The sequence below is a fragment of the Streptomyces sp. NPDC002788 genome (genome assembly GCF_053592115.1).
This window is the reverse complement of the sequence record NZ_JBSFVB010000014.1, coordinates 144,184-162,515: the sequence shown is the minus strand read 5'-3', so window position 1 is coordinate 162,515 and position 18,332 is coordinate 144,184. Positions and strand designations below refer to the sequence as shown.

General features: G+C 70.3%; 17 protein-coding genes. 14 read left to right on the top strand and 3 right to left on the bottom strand.

Annotation, left to right across the window (positions count from 1 at the left end; translation table 11 throughout):
• Positions 1 to 5: 5 nt before the first annotated feature.
• Positions 6 to 992, bottom strand: coding sequence for a LacI family DNA-binding transcriptional regulator (locus ACWD1U_RS25625; protein ID WP_451110844.1), 987 nt, complete (start codon positions 990 to 992; stop codon positions 6 to 8).
• Positions 993 to 1,264: 272 nt separating this feature from the next.
• On the opposite strand from ACWD1U_RS25625, the gene ACWD1U_RS25620 reads away from it, so the two are divergent.
• The 13 genes from ACWD1U_RS25620 (at position 1,265) to ACWD1U_RS25560 (ending at position 14,553) form a co-directional block, all read left to right on the top strand.
• Entirely contained in the window at positions 1,265 to 2,215 is a 951-nt protein-coding gene (locus ACWD1U_RS25620; RefSeq protein ID WP_451110842.1) for an ROK family protein, read from the top strand.
• Positions 2,216 to 2,543: 328 nt separating this feature from the next.
• Entirely contained in the window at positions 2,544 to 3,020 is a 477-nt protein-coding gene (locus ACWD1U_RS25615) for a helix-turn-helix transcriptional regulator (protein WP_451110841.1), read from the top strand.
• Positions 3,021 to 3,030: 10 nt separating this feature from the next.
• Positions 3,031 to 3,447 (top strand): VOC family protein, encoded by a 417-nt coding sequence (locus ACWD1U_RS25610; protein ID WP_451110840.1) that lies wholly within the window; start codon positions 3,031 to 3,033, stop codon positions 3,445 to 3,447.
• A 150-nt stretch (positions 3,448 to 3,597) separates the two neighbouring features.
• Entirely contained in the window at positions 3,598 to 5,994 is a 2,397-nt protein-coding gene (locus ACWD1U_RS25605; protein ID WP_451110839.1) for an ATP-binding cassette domain-containing protein, read from the top strand.
• A 134-nt stretch (positions 5,995 to 6,128) separates the two neighbouring features.
• Complete coding sequence (locus ACWD1U_RS25600) at positions 6,129 to 6,404, top strand: hypothetical protein (RefSeq protein ID WP_451110989.1); 276 nt, start codon at positions 6,129 to 6,131, stop codon at positions 6,402 to 6,404.
• 50 nt (positions 6,405 to 6,454) lie between these two features.
• Positions 6,455 to 6,691: a hypothetical protein gene (locus ACWD1U_RS25595; protein WP_451110838.1), complete on the top strand. Its 237-nt coding sequence runs from the start codon at positions 6,455 to 6,457 to the stop codon at positions 6,689 to 6,691.
• 66 nt (positions 6,692 to 6,757) lie between these two features.
• A complete protein-coding gene (locus ACWD1U_RS25590; protein ID WP_451110836.1) occupies positions 6,758 to 6,955 on the top strand; it encodes a hypothetical protein in 198 nt (65 codons plus the stop codon).
• Between the two features lie 141 nt (positions 6,956 to 7,096).
• Positions 7,097 to 8,140: an NUDIX hydrolase gene (locus tag ACWD1U_RS25585; RefSeq protein ID WP_451110834.1), complete on the top strand. Its 1,044-nt coding sequence runs from the start codon at positions 7,097 to 7,099 to the stop codon at positions 8,138 to 8,140.
• A gap of 305 nt (positions 8,141 to 8,445) precedes the next feature.
• On the top strand, positions 8,446 to 9,477 hold the full coding sequence (locus tag ACWD1U_RS25580; RefSeq protein ID WP_451110832.1) for an ABC transporter permease: 1,032 nt from the start codon (positions 8,446 to 8,448) through the stop codon (positions 9,475 to 9,477).
• A gap of 77 nt (positions 9,478 to 9,554) precedes the next feature.
• Positions 9,555 to 11,231 (top strand): ABC transporter substrate-binding protein, encoded by a 1,677-nt coding sequence (locus ACWD1U_RS25575; RefSeq protein ID WP_451110831.1) that lies wholly within the window; start codon positions 9,555 to 9,557, stop codon positions 11,229 to 11,231.
• Between the two features lie 74 nt (positions 11,232 to 11,305).
• Positions 11,306 to 12,298, top strand: a complete 993-nt coding sequence (locus ACWD1U_RS25570; protein WP_451110830.1) for an ABC transporter permease — start codon at positions 11,306 to 11,308, stop codon at positions 12,296 to 12,298.
• A 27-nt stretch (positions 12,299 to 12,325) separates the two neighbouring features.
• On the top strand, positions 12,326 to 13,426 hold the full coding sequence (locus tag ACWD1U_RS25565; protein ID WP_451110828.1) for an ABC transporter ATP-binding protein: 1,101 nt from the start codon (positions 12,326 to 12,328) through the stop codon (positions 13,424 to 13,426).
• A gap of 23 nt (positions 13,427 to 13,449) precedes the next feature.
• Positions 13,450 to 14,553, top strand: coding sequence for an ABC transporter ATP-binding protein (locus ACWD1U_RS25560; protein ID WP_451110827.1), 1,104 nt, complete (start codon positions 13,450 to 13,452; stop codon positions 14,551 to 14,553).
• Positions 14,554 to 14,556: 3 nt separating this feature from the next.
• Here ACWD1U_RS25560 and ACWD1U_RS25555 read toward each other — a convergent pair whose 3' ends face one another.
• Together ACWD1U_RS25555 and ACWD1U_RS25550 are read right to left on the bottom strand one after the other, a co-directional pair.
• Positions 14,557 to 15,258: an MBL fold metallo-hydrolase gene (locus tag ACWD1U_RS25555; RefSeq protein WP_451110826.1), complete on the bottom strand. Its 702-nt coding sequence runs from the start codon at positions 15,256 to 15,258 to the stop codon at positions 14,557 to 14,559.
• 60 nt (positions 15,259 to 15,318) lie between these two features.
• A complete protein-coding gene (locus tag ACWD1U_RS25550) occupies positions 15,319 to 16,674 on the bottom strand; it encodes a M20/M25/M40 family metallo-hydrolase (protein ID WP_451110824.1) in 1,356 nt (451 codons plus the stop codon).
• Between the two features lie 190 nt (positions 16,675 to 16,864).
• On the opposite strand from ACWD1U_RS25550, the gene ACWD1U_RS25545 reads away from it, so the two are divergent.
• Complete coding sequence (locus ACWD1U_RS25545) at positions 16,865 to 18,106, top strand: geranylgeranyl reductase family protein (protein WP_451110822.1); 1,242 nt, start codon at positions 16,865 to 16,867, stop codon at positions 18,104 to 18,106.
• Positions 18,107 to 18,332: the final 226 nt, after the last annotated feature.

Genomic DNA, 18,332 nt, shown 5'->3' with positions numbered 1-18,332 from the left:
GCCTCTCAGTCCGCCGGGGGCAGCTCGCCGGATCCTCGGGTGATCAGCCGGGTCGGCAGCTCGATGCGTTCCGGGGTGAGAAGGGAGCCGTCCAACTGCCGGAAGAGGCGTTCCGCGGCGGTGCGGCCGATGTCCGCCGCGTCCTGGGCGACGACCGTGACGCCCGGCTGGAGCAGGTCCGCCAGCTCGATGTCGTCGAAGCCGACGAGGGCGACGCGGCGGGTCTGCTCGGCGAGCACGCGGATCACGGTGACCGTCACCCGGTTGTTGCCCGCGAAGACCGCGGTGACCGGGTCCGGACCGGACAGCATCTCCTCGGCGGCCCTGCGCACCCGCCCGGGGTCGGTGACACCGAGGGACATCCAGGAGTCCGCCACCGGTATGCCCGCGTCCTCCATGGCGGCCCGGTAGCCGCGCAGCCGCTCGGCTGCGGTGTGGATGCGGGGCATGTCGCCGATGAAACCGATCCGGCGGTGGCCGTGCGCGATGAGATGGGCGACGCCGTCGCGGGCGCCGCCGAAGTTGTCCGACAGGACCACGTCGGCGTCGACGTGACCGGCCGGCCTGTCCACGAACACCGTGGCGACACCTGCCTTGAGCTCCGGTTCCAGATACCGGTGGTCGTCCCCGGCCGGGATCACCACCAGCCCGTCCACCCGCCGCGCGCACAGGGCCAGCACCAGCTCCTGCTCGCGCTCCGGGTCCTCCGCGCTGGAGCCGTTGATCAGCAGGGCGCCGTGCGCGCGGGCCACCTCCTCGACCGACCGGCTGAGCGGCCCGTAGAACGGGTCGGCGAGGTCCTCCAGGACCAGGCCGATGCTCGCCGTGCGGCCCTTGCGCAGCACCCGCGCGCTGTCGTTGCGCCGGAAACCGAGGGCGTCGATAGCCTCCTGGACCCGTCGCTCCGTCTCCGGTGTGACGCCGGGTTCTCCGTTCACGACCCGTGAGACCGTCTTGAGACCGACTCCGGCGCGGGCGGCCACGTCCTTCATGGTAGGACGGTTGCCGTAGCGCGTGGCGGATCGGAGGTGGGTCTGGGGCACGGTGCGGTGTCCTGTCCTGTCGGCCACGGGAATGCGTCGGTCCTGGGTCGGTTTGAGGATGTGGCGTCGAGCATAGAGGCTGGACAACGTTGTCAGGGGCGGAGGAGACTGTCCACCACATTCTCCGGCCCGAGGGCGGCGGCGGGGCCGGTCCGCAGTTTGACCTGCTCGATCGCTATTCTCGGCGTTTTTCCGATGGTTGACGGGGAGATCCGACACTGATGCACAACGACCTCGTGGCCGCGCTCGACATCGGCGGCACCAAGATCGCCGGCGCTCTCGTGGACGGCCACGGCCGGATCCTGGTCCGCGCCCAGCGGCCGACGCCCGCCCGGGAGCACGGCGACACCGTGATGCGGGCCGTGGAGGAGGTGCTCGGCGAGCTCACGGCGTCCTCGCTGTGGGGCCGCGCCACGGCCGTGGGGATCGGCAGCGCCGGGCCCGTGGACGCCTCGGCGGGCACGGTGAGCCCGGTGAACGTGCCCGGCTGGCGCGACTACCCGCTTGTCGCCCGGGTCCGGGCCGCGGCCGGGAACCTGCCCGTCGAGCTGATCGGCGACGGTGTGGCGATCACCGCGGCCGAACACTGGCAGGGCGCCGCCCGCGGCCACGACAACGCGTTGTGCATGGTCGTCTCCACGGGCGTCGGCGGCGGTCTGGTGCTCGGCGGCCGGCTGCACCCCGGGCCCACCGGCAACGCCGGCCACATCGGCCACATCAGCGTGGACCTCGACGGCGACCTGTGCCCATGCGGTTCACACGGCTGCGTGGAGCGCATCGCGAGCGGCCCCAACATCGCCCGGCGCGCCCTGGAGAGCGGCTGGCGGCCCGGCCCCGACGGTGACACGTCCGCCGCCGCGGTGGCCGCCGCCGCCCGGTTCGGCGACCCGGTCGCCGTCGCCTCCTTCGAGCGGGCCGCCCAGGCCCTGGCCGCCGGGATCGCGGCGACGGCCACCCTCGTGGAGATCGACATCGCCGTGATCGGCGGGGGAGTGGGCAAGGCGGGCGACGTCCTCTTCGCCCCTCTGCGCAAGGCTCTCGACGCCTACGCCACCCTGTCCTTCGTCCGGCACCTCACCGTGGCCCCGGCAGAGATGGGCACCGACGCCGGACTGGTGGGCGCGGCGGCGGCAGCCCTGGCGAAGCGGACGGGCGCGGCGGCAGGGGTGTGAGACCGGGGCCGCCGGACCGTGCAGGAACGTTCAGTCAACGGGGTCGCGGGAGGCGTGATCCCCGACGCTGCGAGGCGGAGCCCGGGCCTTGGGGCTCGCGACCAGGTTTGGGCTCCTGCCCGGGCTCCTGCCCGGGCCCTGGGGGCACCGGCCCGAGACCTGGGGCTTCCCGGGGCTGAAAGCGCCGCAAGTCCGAACACGGAGCCCCCGCAGGGCCGGGGCCGAAAGCGCCGCAAAGCCGAGCAGCGGGTGCCGGCTCCACGGGAAGTGGTGAGCCCTGCCCCGGAACCTGTCGGTCCGGGTCGGGATACCCGGAAAAATCGACCGCATGTCCGTGCGATGTGGCACGATCACGCGTGTGAGCAGCAGCAGACCCGTCTCGGAGCAGCGCCTGCGCGACCTCGCCCGCCTGCGCCGGGTCAAGGACCGGATCGACCGGGAGTACGCACAGCCCCTGGACGTGGAGGCGCTGGCCCGGGGTGTGCACATGTCGGCCGGGCACCTCAGCCGCGCGTTCCGGCAGGCGTACGGGGAATCGCCGTACAGCTACCTCATGACGCGGCGCATCGAGCGCGCGATGGCGCTGCTGCGCCGTGGGGACCTCAGCGTCACGCAGGTGTGCTTCGAGGTCGGCTGCTCGTCGCTGGGCACCTTCAGCACCCGCTTCACCGAGCTGGTCGGCATGCCGCCCAGCGCCTACCGGCGTGAGGCGGCGCGCGCGACCGCGGGGATCCCGTCGTGCGTGGCGAAGCAGGTCACCCGACCGATCAGGAATCGAGAAGCGCCCGCCGGGAGCCGAAACTAGCGTGATGGCCATGGACCTCAACATTCACGCCAGCTTCCTTCCGCACGACGACCCGGACGCCGCCCTGGCGTTCTACCGCGACACCCTCGGTTTCGAAGTCCGCAACGACGTCGGGTACGAGGGCATGCGCTGGATCACGGTCGGTCCCGTCGGCCAGCCCGGCACGAACATCGTGCTGCACCCGCCGGCCGCATACCCCGGCATCACCGAGGAGGAGCGCCGCACCATCGCCGAGATGATGGCCAAGGGCACCTACGCCAGCATCGTCCTGGCCACCCCCGACGTCGACGGCGTCTTCGAGCGGCTGCAGTCGGGCGACGCCGAGGTGGTACAGGAGCCGGTGGACCAGCCGTACGGCGTCCGCGACTGCGCCTTCCGCGACCCCGCGGGCAACATGGTCCGCATCCAGGAGCTGAAGCCGCAGTAGCAGCATCCGAGACCGACGCGTCACACCGCGGGACCCCGCAGACGGCAACCCCGTACCGCGGGCTTCCGCGCCCCCGCGCCGCACCCCCCGGGGCGGCGCGGGGAGGAGATCGTCCGAGCGCGGCAGGCCCGCCTGACAGATGGAGACACCATGAGCAAGGCCAAGACGACGGACGGACAGTCGCCCGGGCCGCACGTCGCCGACAGCCATGACGTGATCCGCGTGCACGGCGCACGCGAGAACAACCTCAAGGACGTCAGCATCGAGATCCCGAAACGCCGGCTGACGGTCTTCACAGGCGTGTCCGGCTCGGGCAAGAGCTCGCTGGTGTTCGACACGATCGCGGCGGAGTCGCAGCGGCTGATCAACGAGACCTACAGCGCCTTCCTGCAGGGCTTCATGCCCAACCAGGCCCGCCCGGAGGTCGACGTGCTCGACGGGCTGACGACCGCTATCGCCGTCGACCAGCAGCGGATGGGCGGCGACCCCCGCTCGACCGTCGGCACCGCCACCGACGCCAACGCGATGCTGCGCATCCTCTTCAGCCGGCTCGGCAAGCCGCACATCGGCCCGCCCAGCGCGTACTCCTTCAACACCGCCTCGGTCAGCGCGAGCGGCGGGATCAGGGTCGAACGCGGCGCCGACAAGACCAAGACCGTGAAGGCGACCTTCTCCCGTACCGGCGGCATGTGCACCCGCTGCGAGGGCCGCGGCAAGGTCTCCGACATCGACCTCACCCAGCTCTACGACGACTCCAAGTCGATCTCCGAGGGTGCGTTCACCATCCCCGGCTGGAAGGCGGACAACGTCTGGACGGTGGGCCTCTACGCCCAGTCCGGATTCCTCGACCCCGACAAGCCGATCCGCCGGTTCACCAAGAAGGAGATGCATGCCTTCCTCTACGGCGAGCCGGCCAAGGTCAAGGTGAACGGCGTCAACCTCACCTACGAAGGCCTGATCCCGAAGATCCAGAAGTCGTTCCTGTCCAAGGACAAGGAGGCGATGCAGCCGCACATCCGGGCGTTCGTGGAGCGGGCGGTCACCTTCACCACCTGCCCTGAATGCGACGGTACCCGGCTGAGCGAGGGCGCCAGATCCTCGAAGATCGGCGAGATCAGCATCGCCGACGCCTGTGCGATGGAGATCAGGGACCTGGCCGAGTGGGTCAGGGGCCTGAACGAGCCGTCGGTGGCGCCACTGCTCACCGCGCTGCAGGGGACGCTCGACTCGTTCGTGGAGATCGGCCTCGGCTATCTCTCGCTCGACCGGTCGGCGGGCACGCTCTCGGGCGGTGAGGCGCAGCGCGTCAAGATGATCCGCCACCTCGGCTCCTCGCTCACGGACGTCACCTACGTCTTCGACGAGCCCACCATCGGTCTGCACCCGCACGACATCCAGCGGATGAACAACCTGCTGTTGCGGCTGCGGGACAAGGGCAACACGGTCCTCGTCGTGGAGCACAAGCCGGAGGCCATCGCGGTCGCCGACCACGTCGTCGACCTCGGCCCCGGTGCGGGTACGGCGGGCGGCACCGTCTGCTTCGAGGGCACGGTCGAGGGCCTGCGGGCCGCCGACACCGTCACCGGCCGACACCTCGACGACCGGGCCGGGATCAAGGAGACGGTCCGCAAGCCCACCGGCGCGCTGGAGATCCGCGGCGCCTCGGCGAACAACCTGCAGAACGTCGACGTCGACGTCCCGCTCGGGGTGCTCACCGTCGTCACCGGTGTCGCCGGCTCCGGCAAGAGCTCCCTCCTGCACGGGTCGATGCCGGCCGACGCGGACGTGGTCTCGGTGGACCAGAGCCCGATCAAGGGATCGCGCCGGAGCAACCCCGCGACGTACACGGGCCTGCTCGACCCGATCCGCAAGGCGTTCGCCAAGGTCAACGGCGTGAAGCCGGCCCTGTTCAGCGCCAACTCCGAGGGCGCCTGCCCCACCTGCAACGGAGCCGGTGTCATCTACTTCGACCTGGGGATGATGGCCGGCGTCGACACCCCCTGCGAGGACTGCGAGGGCAAGCGGTTCCAGGCGTCGGTGCTGGAGTACCACCTGGGCGGCCGCGACATCAGCGAGGTGCTCGCGATGTCGGTGACCGAGGCGGGGGAGTTCTTCGGCAGCGGTGAGGCACGCACCCCGGCCGCGCACAGAATCCTGGAGCGGCTCGCCGACGTCGGGCTCGGCTACCTCACCCTCGGCCAGCCGCTCACCACGCTGTCCGGCGGCGAGCGGCAGCGCCTCAAGCTGGCCACGCACATGGCCGACAAGGGCGGCGTCTACGTCCTGGACGAGCCGACCACCGGCCTTCACCTCGCGGACGTGGAGCAGCTGCTCGGCCTGCTCGACCGGCTGGTCGACGCCGGCAAGTCGGTCATCGTCATCGAGCACCACCAGGCGGTCATGGCGCACGCGGACTGGATCATCGACCTGGGCCCCGGTGCCGGTCACGACGGCGGCCGGATCGTCTTCGAGGGCACGCCGGCCGAGCTGGTCGAGGCCCGCTCCACACTGACCGGGGAGCACCTGGCGGCGTACGTGGGCGCCTGACGGAGTCGGCCGTGCGCTGAGTGCTTCCAGCTCGGCTCAAGAACCCCCATTTTGGATATAAGGTGCGAAATGATGAATATCGACACGCTCCGAGGGCACTCCGTCCCGTGACCCCCCACAGAACGGAGTCGCTGATGATCATCAAGAAGATGCACGAGATGGGCGTCCGCAGTGAGCACGCGTACATGGCCGCCATGGCGTCCATAGGCCTCAGCGTCGTCGCCTGGATGGGCTCCCTGAAGATGGAACCCGGCACCAACGTCGCCCGAGCCGACCGCTGGGGCATCTTCGTCGGCGAATGGGCGCCCACCTTCTTCGGCCTCGGCCTCGCCCTGTCTCACTACGAACAGCACGACGGCACCCTCACCGCGAGCGTCCACGAGCTCCGGCAGACGCACAAGGCCAGCTGAACGGCCCAGTCCGGCGGGCGCCCGGCACCGCCCCCGCGCACCCTGGTGCCATGGCGTCCGCGAAACCCGTCGTGGTCTACCCGCCCGCCGCGGACAACGGCCGGCGGGTACGCGTGGGCGACCAGTTCCTCGGGATCGCCTACGGGCTGCTGGACATCGCGGAGTTCCTGCGGCGGGCCGGGATCGAGGACGCCGACGCGGCGTACGTGGCGACGTCGGGGCTGATCGAGTGGCGCGGCGGCGGGCCGGACGCGTGGGGCACGGACCGTGACGGTGACTTTGCGTGAAGCCCTTCTTCGCCCGGTCGCGGGCGACTGCGTGACCCCGGAGCGGATCCGGCAGTTGAGCCGGGCATGAAGAAGCGCAGCATGCTCGCCATCGCCTCCCTCGCCACCGGATTCGTCGTCGCGGCGGTCACCCCGTCGCACGCCCTCGGGGAGAACCTCGGCACCCTCAACGTGGACGAGACCCTCAGCACCCTCGACAAGTCGGTCGCCGACGACAGCCTGTCCCTGGACCGGGACGCCGACGCTCAGGAGAAGAAGGGCTGACGGGGCCCCGCCCAGGCCCACGGCGCCGGCACCCCCGCCCGCGGGGGCGCCGGCGCCGTCGTCATGCGCCCTCAACTGGGGCTGGTTTCCATGGCAGGGTGGAGCGGGCAAGCCTCAGGGGGCCAAAGAAGAGGGGGACCTGTGACCGTCGTCTGGATCAACGGCGCGTTCGGTGCGGGAAAGACCACCACCGCACAGGAACTGATCGAACTGATCCCGAACAGTACGCTCTTCGACCCCGAGGTCATCGGCGGAGCGCTCCGGTACCTGCTGCCGCCCAAACACCTCGCCGAGGTCGGTGACTTCCAGGACCTGCCGATCTGGCGGCGGCTCGTGATCGACACGGCGGCCGCGATGCTGGCCGAGCTCGGCGGGACCCTGGTGGTCCCCATGACCTTGCTGCGTCAGGAGTACCGGGACGAGATCTTCGGCGGCCTGGCCGCCCGCAGGATCCCGGTCAGCCACATCCTGCTCGCTCCGGCCGAAACGATACTGCGGGAGCGGATAGCGGGGCGTGACGTCCCGCCGGACCTGCCCGACGGCGAGGTGCGAACACGCCAGTGGTCCTTCGACCACATCGAGCCGTACCGGGCCGCCCTCGCCTCCTGGCTCACCGCCGACGCCCACCTGGTCGACACCAGCGACCTCACGCCGTACGAGACCGCCGCCCGGATCGCCGCGTCCGTCACCAACGGCTCCGCGCCGGTCTGCGACATCGTGCAGACGCCCGAGCCCACCGCCGAGACACTCGCCGCCGGTGTGCTCCTCTTCGACGAACAGGACCGGGTGCTGCTGGTCGACCCCACCTACAAGGCCGGCTGGGAGTTCCCCGGCGGCGTCGTCGAACCCGGTGAGGCGCCCGCGCGTGCCGGCATGCGGGAGGTCGCCGAGGAGACCGGCCTCCGCCTCGACGAGGTACCGAGCCTGCTCGTCGTCGACTGGGAGCGCCCCTCTCCCCCCGGATACGGCGGACTGCGGCTCCTCTTCGACGGTGGCCTCCTCGAGTCCACGGAAGCCGGACGGCTGCTGCTGCCCGGACCGGAGCTGCGCGACTGGCGGTTCGTCACCGAGGCGGAGGCCGCCGACCTGCTGCCACCGGTGCGCTACGAGCGGCTGCGCTGGGCCCTGAGGGCACGCGAACGCGGAGCGGCGTTCTATCTGGAAGCCGGGGTGCCGGTCGGCTGACCCCTGCCCTTTGATCGTGCTCTTTACCCGGCACGGGGGATTCCGAGGGAAAAGCACAAGGAAACGGCCACGGGCCCATTGTCAATCGCTGGCCAAGGAATCTCCCGCACTTCTTCACGCGGCGGGTAATCACATTCCCTTCTCTCGTCAACACTTTTCCATGACCGCAAACAATCCCTTTTCTGGCCCCTGCTCGGCTTGACCGGACTCGCACGGGATTGCGAAAGTCCGCAGAGTCTCACGGCGGCGCTTACGACCGCCACTCAATTTCCTTGCCTCAGGGGCAGATCCGGGATGTCCGTAAGATGACCACGCAACACCAGCCGGCCGACGCCGGCGGCGGCACCGCGCTGCTGACCGAGCCGTCGACACCGGACCCCAGAACCGGCGACACGGTCGTCGCCGGCCGCTCACCGGCCCGCATGGCCTGGAAGCGGATCAGGCGGGACAAGGTCACAACGGCCGCCCTGGTGGCCACCCTCCTGTTCCTTGCCGTCGCCCTGCTCGCGCCGGTCCTCACCGCGCTGACCAGCTGGGGACCGATCACCCCCGACAACAAGGCGATCAACCCCGACACGGGCAACTTCCCCTACGGATCGCTGGGAGGCATCAGCGCCCAGCACCTCCTCGGCGTCGAACCGGGCACCGGCTACGACCTGTTCGCCCGCGTCGTCTACGGCCTGCGCACCTCCCTCTACGTGGGTTTCGCCTCGGCCGTGCTGTCCACCGTGGTCGGTGTCGTGGCGGGGCTCGCGGCCGGCTACTTCGGCGGCTGGGTCGACTCCCTGCTGTCCCGGGTCATGGACGTGATGCTGGCGTTCCCGCAGCTGCTGTTCATCATCGCGCTCACCCCGGTGATCCAGAACGCGCTGCAGACCGACAGCCACGGCGGCACCGACGAGAACCTCCGGCTGCTCGTCCTGGTCCTCAACATCGCCGTCTTCGCCTGGGCGTACACCGCCCGTCTGGTGCGCGGACAGGTGCTGTCCCTGCGTGAGCGGGAGTTCGTCGACGCCGCGCGGCTGATGAGCGCCGGCCGGGGGCACATCCTTTTCCGGCAGCTGCTGCCCAACCTGTGGGCGCCGATCCTGATCTCCTTCGCGCTCGCCGTGCCGCAGAACATCACCACCGAGGCGGCGCTGTCGTACCTGGGCGTCGGCGTCATCCCGCCCAACCCCGACTGGGGATCCCTGCTGTCGGACGCCTCACAGTTCTTCCTGCAGGACCCGATGTACCTCTTCGTGCCCGGTGTCCTGCTCTTCCTCCTGGTCCTGGCGCTCAACCTCCTCGGGGACGGCGTCCGGGACGCCCTGGACCCCCGCGCCGGGCGCGGCTGACAAGCCACCCCCCGAGTGTCGGCCCGGCGGTCCCACGAACGGCCGCCGGGCCCGTAGCAAGAAACGGAGTTTCCTCAATGACGCGCAGCACGCGCAGATCGCGCACGGTCGCTCTCACGGCCTCCGCCGTGGCGATCGCCCTCGGAGCCACCGCATGCGGAGGGTCCTCCGGCAGCAGCGCCAGCGGCACGCCCGGCAAGGGCGGCACCCTGACCATCCTGAACAAGGCGGACTACGACCACCTCGACCCTCAGCGCGTCTACACGACCGAGGGCCAGAGCATGGACCAGGAGATCGTCCGCACCCTCACCGGCTGGGACGAGACGGGGCCGAAGCCGAAGCTGGTCGGCGACCTGGCCACCGACACCGGAACCGCCAGCAAGGGCGCCACGGTCTGGACCTTCCACCTGCGGCACGGGGTCAAGTACCAGGACGGCACCGAGGTCACCGCACCCGACGTGAAGTACGGCGTCGAGCGGTTCTTCTCCTCCGACATCAACGGCGGCCCGCCCTACGCGGCCCAGTGGCTCGTCGGCGGTGCCGACTACAAGGGCCCGTACCAGGGCAAGCAACTGGGCTCCATCCAGACGCCGGACAAGTACACGATCGTCTTCCACCTGAACCAGCCGGTGGCCGACTTCAACGAGACCACCACGATGACCGGCTGGTCCGCCGTGCCCAAGGCCCACGACACCGGCTCGACCTACGACACCAAGGTCTGGTCCGACGGCCCGTACATGATCAAGTCGTACACCAAGAACAAGGAACTCGTTCTCGCCAGGAACCAGCACTGGTCGCAGTCGACCGACCCGATACGGCAGCAGAACGTCGACGAGATGGACGTCAAGTTCGGGCAGGACGAGGCCGCCATCGACCAGCAGCTCAAGGCCGACGCCGGCACCGCCCAGACCTCGATCCAGCAGTGGCCGATCGCGGGCTCCGACCTGGCCCAGCTCGCCAACGACCCTTCCTTGAAGGGCCGTTACTACAAGATCCCCGCGCCCGGCATCAACTACCTGGCGATCAACACCACCCGTGTCAAGGACCTCCGGGTCCGCCAGGCGATCGAGTACGCCCTGGACAAGACCACGGCCCGCGGCGCCTTCGGTGGCTCCGCGTACGGCGACTACGCCAGCACCATGCTGAGCCCCGGCATCGGCGGCTACAAGAAGTTCAACCTGTACAGCGCGAACCCGGCGGGCAACCTCGCCAAGGCCAAGACGCTGATGAAGCAGGCCGGCAACCCGAAGCCGACCATGTCGATCGCGGTGGAGAACACCGCCACCGAGGAGCACTTCGCCGACGCGGTGAAGACGGCGCTGGGACGGATCGGCATCACCGTCAACATCACCCCCATCGACGCGTCGAACTACTTCAGCACCATCGACAACGTGAAGAACCAGTACGACCTGACGTGGGTCGACTGGATCGCCGACTGGCCGAACGCCTCCACGGTGCTGCCCACCCTCTTCGACGGCCGGCTGATCAAGAAGAACCCGCAGGCCAACCAGGACCAGTCGTACCTGAACGACCCGAAGGTCAACGCACTGATCGACAAGGCCGCGAAGATGACCGACATCACGCAGCGCAACGCGGTCTACGGCCAGATGGACGAGCAGATCCTGAAGGACGCCGCCGTGGTCCCGCTGATGTACATGAACTTCAGCGAGATGTCCGGCTCCAAGGTCGGCGGGGTCATCTCCGACTCGATCGTGGCCGAGCCGAGCCTGGTCCACGTCTACGTCAAGCACTGACGCATCTCCTCTGAACCCCGCCGGCGGTCCCGGCCGCCGGCGGGCAGCCCACTCACGTCAGGTCCCGGCACCCCATGTTTCGTTACCTCATCAGACGCCTGCTGGCAGCGGCCCTGATCATGCTGGTGATCACCACGATCACCTTCTTCATCTTCTTCGCGCTGCCGTCCGACCCCGCACTCCTGGCCTGCGGAAAGACCTGCTCGCCCTCCCGCCTCGCCGAGATCAAGCACTCGCTGGGCTTGGACCAGAGCTATCTCACCCAGTACTGGGAGTTCCTCAAGGGACTGTTCGTCGGCCGTACCTTCGGCGACCAGAGCGTCAGCATCCACTGCGGTGCGCCCTGCCTCGGCGTCTCCTTCCAGACCGACACCCCCGTCCTGACCACGCTGCTCCAGGACTTCCCAGCGGACCTCTCCCTCGGTCTCGGCGCCGCGGTGACGTTCCTGGTCCTGGGTGTCGGCCTCGGTACCGTCGCAGCGGTCCGCAGGGGCAGGGCCGCCGACAAGGCGGCGGTCGGACTGGCTCTGTTCGGCGTCTCGGTGCAGATCTACTTCATCGGTCTGCTCCTGCTGTACCTGTTCGTCGACAAGTTCCAGATCCTGCCGACCTCCGGCTACACACCGATCACCGAGGACCCGGCCGGCTGGTTCAAGGGACTGATCCTGCCCTGGGCCACCCTGGTCCTCGTCTACCTCGCGATGTACACCCGGCTCAGCCGCTCCTCCATGCTGGAGGTCTTCGCCGAGGACTACATGCGCACCGCCCGGGCCAAGGGCCTGTCGGCTTCCACGGTCGTCCTCAAACACGGGCTGCGGGCCGCGATCACCCCGATCATCACCATCTTCGGCATGGACGTCGGATCGCTGATCGGCGGCTCCGCGGTCATCACCGAGTCGGTGTTCGGCATCAACGGCATCGGCAAGCTCGCGGTCGACTCCGTGCAGAACTCCGACCTGCCCGTCATCCTCGGCACCACGCTCTTCGCCGCGACGTTCGTCGTCCTCGCCAACGTCGTCGTCGACCTGGTGTACGGCCTCGTCGACCCGCGCGTGCGCCTCGCCTGAGCCCTTCTTTCGTCCTTAGGAACACCCGTGTCCGTTCAGACCTCACCGCAGCCCGCGGACGTCACGCCCGCGCCCGCGCCCTTCCTCGACGTACGCGACCTGAGGGTGCACTTCCCGACCGAGGACGGCCTCGTCAAGTCCGTCGACGGTGTCTCCTTCACCCTGGAGAAGGGCCGCACCCTCGGTATCGTCGGCGAGTCCGGCTCCGGCAAGTCGGTGACCTCGCTGGCCCTGCTCGGACTGCACAAGGGCACCCGCGCCCAGGTCAGCGGCGAGATCTGGCTGGAGGGCAAGGAACTCGTCGCCCTGCCGGAGGCCGAGATGCGCGCCCTGCGCGGCCGCACCGTCTCGATGATCTTCCAGGACCCGCTCTCCGCGCTGCACCCCTTCTTCACCGTCGGCGCCCAGATCGCCGAGGCCTACCGCGTGCACCACAAGGTCTCGAAGACGGAGGCCAAGAACCGCGCGGTCGAGATGCTCGAGCGCGTCGGCATCCCGCAGCCCGAACGCCGGGTCAGGGACTATCCGCACCAGTTCTCCGGCGGCATGCGCCAGCGCGCCATGATCGCCATGTCGCTGGTCTGCGACCCCACGCTGCTCATCGCCGACGAGCCCACCACCGCCCTGGACGTCACCGTCCAGGCGCAGATCCTGGACCTGATCCGCGATCTGCAGGAGGAGTTCGGCTCCGCCGTCGTCATCATCACGCACGACCTCGGCGTGGTCTCCGACGTCGCCGACGACATCCTGGTGATGTACGGCGGTCGCCGGATCGAGTACGGCTCCACCCGCGATGTCCTCAAGCACCCCCAGCACCCCTACACCTGGGGCCTGTTGCAGTCGATGCCGCACCTCACCGGCGACGTCGGCGAACGGCTCAACCCGATCCCCGGCACCCCGCCGAGCCTGATCAACCTGCCGGACGGCTGCTCCTTCCACCCGCGCTGCGCCTACAAGGGCTGGGTCCCGGAAGGGCGTTGCACCGTGGAACGGCCCGAGCTGCGCCTCGTCCCCGGCACCGGGGGCCACCTCGCCGCGTGCCATCTCACCGACGAGGCCAAGCAGGAGATCCGCGGCGGTGCCGGCCCCGACGACCGCGGCACCGCAGCCGCACGGGCCGCGCAGTGACGGCGGACGAAAGGGAGCATGACGTGAGCAACACCCAGTCCCTCACCGGACAGACCACCGACCGCCCCAGCGGTGAGAACCTTCTCGAAGTACGCGGTCTCCAGAAGCACTTCCCCCTCCGGCAGGGCATCATCTTCCAGCGGCAGATCGGGGCCGTACGAGCCGTCGACGGCATCGACTTCTCGGTCGGGCCCGCCGAGTCGCTGGGCCTGGTCGGCGAGTCCGGCTGCGGCAAGTCGACCACCGGCCGCCTGGTCACCCGGCTCCTCGAACCCACCGGCGGCTCCGTCGTGTTCGACGGCGAGGACATCACGCACCAGCCGCCCGGGAGGATGCAGGAGGCCCGCCGCAACCTCCAGATGATCTTCCAAGACCCGTATTCCTCGCTGAACCCGCGGCACACCGTCGGCACCATCATCGAGACGCCGATGCGGCTCAACGGCATCAATCCGCCGCAGGGCCACAAGCGGCGCGCCCAGGAACTCCTGGAGACGGTGGGCCTCAACCCCGAGCACTACAACCGCTACCCGAACGAGTTCTCCGGCGGCCAGCGCCAGCGCATCGGCATCGCCCGCGCCCTCGCCCTGCGGCCGAAGCTGATCGTCGCCGACGAACCCGTCTCCGCGCTGGACGTCTCCATCCAGGCACAGGTCGTCAACCTGCTCCAGGACCTCCAGCGGGAGTTCGGCATCGCCTTCGTCTTCATCGCCCACGACCTCGCCGTCGTACGGCACTTCTCCGAACGGGTCGCCGTCATGTACCTCGGCAAGATCGTCGAGGTCGCCGAGCGGGAGTCCCTCTACACCCGCCCCAGGCACCCCTACACCCACGCCCTGCTGTCCGCCGTGCCCGAGGCCGACCCGGACGCCACCGAGCGGCGCGAGCGGATCCGGCTGGCCGGGGACGTGCCCTCACCGATCGACCCGCCCTCCGGCTGCCGCTTCCGCACCCGTTGCTGGAAGGCCCAGGACAAGTGCGCCACCGAGGAACCGCCCCTGGCGCGGGTCGACGGCAGCCCCTCGGGCCACCTGACCGCCTGCCACTTCCCCGAGGAACCGACGGTCGCCGCACGCGAGGAGGACATCGTCCTGGACCCGGCGCTCGCGGAGCTGAAGGAGAGCCGCTGACGCTCAGGCGTGTGCCAGGGCCCGCAGCTCCTCGCCCGCGTGCCGTCTCACCGGGGCCCCGTGACCGAAGCAGGCGACGTCCGCATCGAGTTCGGCCAGTCGCCGGCAGGCGGCGAGGACCTTCGCGCGTTCGAGGTTGAACACGCCCGGCATCACCGAGCCGTCGACGGGTGACGCGGCGACCGTGTCGCCCGTGAACAGCACCCCGTGCTCCGGGAGATGGAGCGCGATGCTGCCGTGCGTGTGCCCCGGCACGTGCACGACGTGCGCCCCGCCACCGACATCCAGCACATCTCCACCGGACATCTCGGTGACCTCCGCGGGCCGGGCGAAGTCACCCTCGGGCAGCAACTTCGCCGCCTGCTCGTGCAACGGCCGCTCCCAGTCCTCGAACATCGGTGCCGGGCCCGGGACTTCGCCCCGTACGACGGGCGCGTCCAGCCGGTGAACCAGTACCTCGGCACCGCTGAGGGCGGCGAACTCGCCCGCCCCGCCCGCGTGATCCTCGTGGAAGTGGGTGAGCACGATCCGCCGTACGTCCCGCGGATCCCGGCCGAGCGCGGTCACGGCCTCGGCGAGCGGGGCGCCGGAGCCCGCCGGACCGGCGTCGACCAGCGTCAGCTCGTCACCGTCGCGCCAGAGATAGGCCTGACCGACCGGGAAACGCAGAAGGTGCAGGCGGGGGAGCAGCTCGATGACGTCCATGGGACGACCGTAGGCAAGGCCCCCGCCCGAGGGCGAGGGCTTCTGCCGTGGGCAGAGCGGTCAGCTCGCCGCGTAGTTGCGCAGGAACAGCGCCTCCGCCACCGACAGCCGCTCCAGCTCCCGCGGCGACACGCTCTCGTTCACCGCGTGGATCTGCGCCTCCGGCTCGCTCAGCCCGATGAGCAGGATCTCCGCCCGCGGGTAGAGGGCCGCGAGCGTGTTGCACAGCGGGATGGAGCCTCCCTGCCCCGCGTACTGCATCTCCTGCCCCGGGTACGCCACCGCCATCGCCGCCGCCATGGCCTGGTAGGCCGGGCTGTCGGTGTCTGCCCGGAAGGGCTGCCCCTCACCGATCTGCTCGGTACTCACCCGCGCACCCCACGGCGTGTGCGCCTCCAGGTGCGCCTGGAGCAGCTTGGTCGCCTCGCCCGCGTCCACCCCCGGCGGCACCCGCAGACTGATCAGCGCACGGGCGCTCGCCTGCACGGACGGGGTGGCACCGACGACGGGCGGGCAGTCGATGCCGATGACCGTGACGGCCGGGCGTGCCCAGACACGGTCGGCGACCGTCCCGGACCCGATCAGCTCCACGCCGTCCAGCACCTTGGCGTCCTGCCGGAACTGCTCTTCCTCGTACTCCAGCCCCTCCCAGGCCGCGCCCCCGGTGAGCCCCTCGACGGTCGTCGAACCGTCCTCGGCGCGCAGGGAGTCCAGGACCCGGATCAGCGCGGCCAGCGCGTCGGGCGCGGCACCGCCGAACTGGCCCGAGTGCAGGTTGCCCGCGAGCGTGTCGATCCGTACGCGGACCAGGGTCATGCCCCGCAGGGTGGAGGTGACGGTCGGCAGGCCGACCCGGAAGTTGCCCGCGTCACCGATGACGATCGTGTCCGCCTCCAGCAGGTCCGGGTGCTCCTCGGCGTACCGCTCCAGACCGCCCGTGCCCATCTCCTCGGAGCCCTCGGCGATCACCTTCACGTGGACCGGAACGCCGCCGTTCGCCCGCAGCGCCCGCAACGCCAGCAGATGCATGATCAGGCCGCCCTTGCAGTCGGCGGCCCCGCGCCCGTACCAGCGCCCGTCCCGCTCGGTCAGCTCGAACGGCGGGGTCGTCCAGGCGGCCTCGTCCAGGGGCGGCTGCACGTCGTAGTGGGCGTAGAGCAGGACGGTCTTCGCACCCGCCGGGCCGGGCAGGTAGCCGTAGACCGACTGCGTGCCGTCGGGGGTGTCGAGCAGTGCCACGTCCCGGAAGCCCTCGGCGGCGAGCGCGTCCGCGACCCAGCGGGCGGCGCCCTCGCTCTCGCTCCTCGGGAACTGGTCGAAGTCCGCCACCGACCGGAAGGCCACCAGCTCGGTGAGCTCCTTCTTCGCCCTGGGCATCAGCGAGGCGACGGTCTCGGCAACCGGATTCGACGACATGGGCACGCTCCTCGTGGGTGCGACGTTGTACGGATGCGTACGTCTCGGTACGCGGTGATCATGCGGTGCTGGAGCGTCCCCGTGTAGGGGCCACCCACACCGCCGATCCTCCCACAGCAGCCTGCGGTGACCGCCGCCGTAGGATGCGGGAGACAGCGGCAGGCGGCTTGATCGGGAGCAGTAGACCATCGTGAGCAGCGAGAACTCTTCGGCGGACGACGTGCGGCAGGTGTGGGACGTCGTAGTGGTGGGCGCGGGACCGGCGGGCGCTTCGGCCGCGTACGCGGCGGCGGTCGCCGGCAGACGCGTGCTGTTGCTGGAGAAGGCCGAGCTGCCGCGCTACAAAACCTGCGGCGGCGGCATCATCGGCCCCTCGCGTGACGCCCTGCCGCCCGGCTTCGAGCTGCCGTTCAGGGACCGGGTGCACGCGGTGACGTTCTCGAACAACGGCCGCTTCACGCGTACGCGCCGGTCCAGGCACACGCTGTTCGGGCTGGTCAACCGGCCCGAGTTCGACCAGCAGCTCGTCGAGCACGCGCAGAAGGCGGGTGCCGAGCTGCGCACGGGCGTCACCGTCCAGCGGGTCGAGCAGCACGGCTCGGCGGTGCCGGACCGGCGCACGGTCGCCGTCGTCCTGCAGGGCGGCGAGGTCCTGCTCGCCCGGTGCGTGGTCGGGGCGGACGGCAGCGCCAGCCGCATAGGCGCGCACGTCGGAGTCAAGCTGGACCAGGTGGACCTCGGGCTGGAGGCGGAGATCCCGGTGCCGGAGACCGTAGCCGAGGACTGGAAGGGGCGGGTGCTCATCGACTGGGGCCCCATGCCCGGCAGCTACGGCTGGGTCTTCCCCAAGGGCGACACGCTGACGGTCGGGGTGATCTCGGCCCGCGGTGAAGGAGCAGCGACGAAGCGGTACTTGGAGGAGTTCATCGGGCGACTGGGCCTCGCCGGCTTCGAACCGAGTATCTCCTCCGGGCACTTGACGCGCTGCCGGGCCGACGACTCGCCGCTGTCGCGCGGGCGGGTGCTGGTGTGCGGAGACGCGGCCGGACTGCTGGAGCCGTGGACCCGCGAGGGCATCTCCTTCGCGCTGCGCTCCGGCCGGCTGGCGGGGGAGTGGGCGGTGCGGATCGCCGAGGCGCACGACGCCGTGGACACCCGCCGGCAGGCACTCAACTACGCGTTCGCGGTCAAGGCCGGGCTCGGCGTGGAGATGAGCATCGGCAAGCGGATGCTGACGGCGTTCGAGCGCCGTCCCGGCCTGTTCCACGCGGCGCTGACGGGCTTCCGCCCCGCCTGGAAGGCGTTCAAGGACATCACGCAGGGCAAGACCTCGCTGGGCGAACTCGTCCGCACGCATCCGATGGCCCAGCGTGCGCTGAACGCGCTGGACCGCCGCCCCGCGACGGGCGGCGAGGTCAGCTCGCCGGAGTGAGTACCTGTTCCTGCACCCGCGGACAGCGATGACGATGCGGGAGGCAGGGCAGGGGCATGGGTGACGGGCGACGACACCAGGGACCGGAGCGCCGGTTCCGCCCGGCTGGGTCATCCGGAGTCGTCCCCCGCCCCGACCGACGTCGAGGCCGGGAGCGGCGTGCCGGCTTCCGGCCCCATGTCCGGCCCGGCGCTTCGATGTAACGGTAGGTCAGCAGGCACAGCGG